Raw genomic sequence first — 2,428 nt, 5'->3', positions numbered from 1 at the left:
ACCGTACGGTACTCCGGAGCATCGGGCCGGACGGCTGCTGCTGCCGCTGCCGCCGGCTAAGCGCTCACCCGCTCGTGCAGGAAGTCCTCCCATGAGCGCGTTCCCCGGGTGACGCCCTCGGGGGCCAGGTTGCCGCCCGTGCGGTAGACGCGGCCCGCCCGGGGCGGCAGGGGGAACGGGAGGACCGGGCGGCGGGTGCCGGTGGCGCGGAGGTAGGAGCGGACCAGGTCGGGCGCCGCGTACACCGTGGGGCCCGGCAGGTCGGGGACGAGACCGGCCGGGTCGCCCAGGGCGAGTCCGGCGAGCCGGGCCGCCACGTCCCGGGCGTCGACCGGCTCCAGCCGGACCTGGCGCGGGGCCGGGACCGCCGGGAGTTTCGCCGTCTTCCGCAGCACCATCAGCACCAGGTCGTGGAACTGCGCCGCGCGCAGCGCGGTCCACGGGATGCCGGAGGCGGCCACCGCCGCTTCCGTGCCGTGCTTCATGCGGAAGTAGCCGACCGGGACCCGGTCCGCGCCGATGACCGAGATCAGCACCAGATGCCGCGCCCCGGCCTCCGCCGCCGCCCGCACCAGATTGCGGGTCGCCTCGACATCGCCCTTGGGCCCGCCCGCGAGATGCAGGATCGTCCCCACTCCGGCCACCGCCCGTTCGACCCCCTCGTCCGCGAGCAGGTCGGCCGTGACGTACTCGACGCCCTCGCTCCCCGGGTGCTCGTGCCGGCTGAGCACCCGCACCCGCTGTCCCGCGTCGCGCAGCAGGGGTACGACATGCCGGCCGAGGGTGCCGGTGCCGCCGGTGACCAGGATGGGTGCTGCCATGGCGTCTCTCCTCCGTGCGGGGATTCTCTTCTGCCATGACCCGCCGGGTGCCACCGGTGTGACGCGCCGGAGGTGCCGCCGCACGAATGAGAGCGAACGCCTGCGCACACTCTTCGGGTTTCCCTACAATCTCGGTCACCTCATCGCCTCACTGGGGCGACTCTGTGCGCCACGCAAGGAGAAACATGACACGCTCGCGCTTCATCGCACTGCTGGCCACCTGCGTCGTGGCCCTGCTGCTGCCGCTCGGGACGGCCGGGGGTGCGCAGGCGGCCGGAGCCGTGAAGATCAGCAAGATCTACTACAACAGCCCCGGCAAGGACGACCGGAGCAACGCCAGCCTCAACGGGGAGTGGGTGCGGATCACCAACTCCACCACCAAGGCCGTGAGTCTCAAGGGCTGGACGCTGACGGACGCCCAGAAGCACACGTACACCTTCGGCACGTTCACGCTGGGCGCCGGGAAGTCGGTGACGGTGCGCACCGGATCGGGCAAGAACACCGCGAGCAACGTCTACCAGAACCGGCGCGCCTACGTCTGGAACAACGACAAGGACACCGCCACCCTGCGCAAGAGCAACGGCACCAAGGTGCACTCCTGCTCGTACAACAACCCCAAGGTCGAGTTCAAGAACTGCTGACCTGCTCCTCCAGCCACCGCAGATAGGCGTCGCTGCCCCCGGTGACCGGGGTCGTGATCAGCTCCGGAGTGTCGTAGGGGTGCCGGGCTAGGAGATGCGCCTGAAGGTCCGGGTAGCGGGCGGTCGTCGTCTTGTACGTGACGCGCCACTCGGTGGCCGTCTCCACCTCGCCCTGCCAGCGGTACACACTGGTGATCGGCCCCTCCACCTGGGCGCAGGCCGCGAGCCGGGCCTCGATCGCCGAGGCGGCCAGCTCGCGGGCCGACTCCTCGCTGTCGGTGGTCGTGCAGGCCAGGACATGGGTGTTCATCGGCAGCCTCCCGGGGCCTGGTGTCCGGTTTCCGGTTCCGGTTCCGGTCTCCGGGAGGCTATCCAACGCACCGGTCCCGCCACACGCCCGCCGCCCCGCCGGGCGTCCCGCGCGAGCGTCTACCCTCGGGCGCCATGGACACGCTCGCCGCCCTGCTGGACGGCCCCCGCGCGCACCGCGCGTTCCTGCTGCGCGCGGTGTTCGACCCGCCGTGGTGCGTCCGCGTCCAGGACCGCGCCCCGCTGACCGTGCTGTGCGGACTGCGCGCCACCGCCTGGATCGTCCCCGACGACCCCGCCGAGGCTCCGGTACGGGTCGGTCCCGGGGACATCGCGGTGGTGCGCGGCCCCGGCGCGTACCGCGTCGGCAGCGGTACCGAGGTGCCGGTGCAGGTGGTCGTGCACCCCGGGGACATCACCACCACCCCCGACGGCGCCGGGCTGTGCGAACAGTTCGGCCTCGGCGTCCGCACCTGGGGCACCGGCCCGGACGGCGCCGCCGAACTCCTCATCGGCACCTACCACGCCGAGGGCGAGACCAGCGGCCGGCTGCTGCGCGCGCTCCCGCACGTCCTTCTCGTCCGCGCGGACGACTGGGACAGCCCGCTGGTGCCGCTGGTCGCCGAGGAGACCGGCAAGGACCGGCCCGGCCAGCAG

General features: G+C 72.6%; 4 protein-coding genes. 2 read left to right on the top strand and 2 right to left on the bottom strand.

Annotated features, from left to right (window positions below; all coding sequences use genetic code 11):
• Positions 1-56: 56 nt before the first annotated feature.
• Entirely contained in the window at positions 57-821 is a 765-nt protein-coding gene (locus tag ACFV5N_RS25695; protein WP_385604296.1) for an SDR family oxidoreductase, read from the bottom strand.
• Positions 822-1,006: 185 nt separating this feature from the next.
• Here ACFV5N_RS25695 and ACFV5N_RS25690 point away from each other — a divergent pair, with 185 nt between their 5' ends.
• The gene (locus ACFV5N_RS25690; protein ID WP_385604293.1) at positions 1,007-1,462 is read left to right on the top strand and encodes a lamin tail domain-containing protein; all 456 of its coding nucleotides are present in this window, start codon (positions 1,007-1,009) and stop codon (positions 1,460-1,462) included.
• Here the strand turns inward: ACFV5N_RS25690 and cutA are convergent.
• Positions 1,449-1,772, bottom strand: coding sequence for a divalent-cation tolerance protein CutA (gene cutA / locus ACFV5N_RS25685; protein WP_385604290.1), 324 nt, complete (start codon positions 1,770-1,772; stop codon positions 1,449-1,451). The two genes, ACFV5N_RS25690 and cutA, sit on opposite strands and share 14 nt — an antisense overlap.
• Positions 1,773-1,906: 134 nt before the next feature.
• On the opposite strand from cutA, the gene ACFV5N_RS25680 reads away from it, so the two are divergent.
• The coding region (locus tag ACFV5N_RS25680) for a cupin domain-containing protein (RefSeq protein WP_385604288.1) at positions 1,907-2,428 on the top strand (522 nt) is incomplete at its 3' end.

Source organism: Streptomyces sp. NPDC059853 (assembly GCF_042731495.1).
In the GTDB taxonomy this organism is placed as follows: domain Bacteria; phylum Actinomycetota; class Actinomycetes; order Streptomycetales; family Streptomycetaceae; genus Streptomyces.
This window is presented reverse-complemented; position numbering and strand designations above follow the sequence as displayed.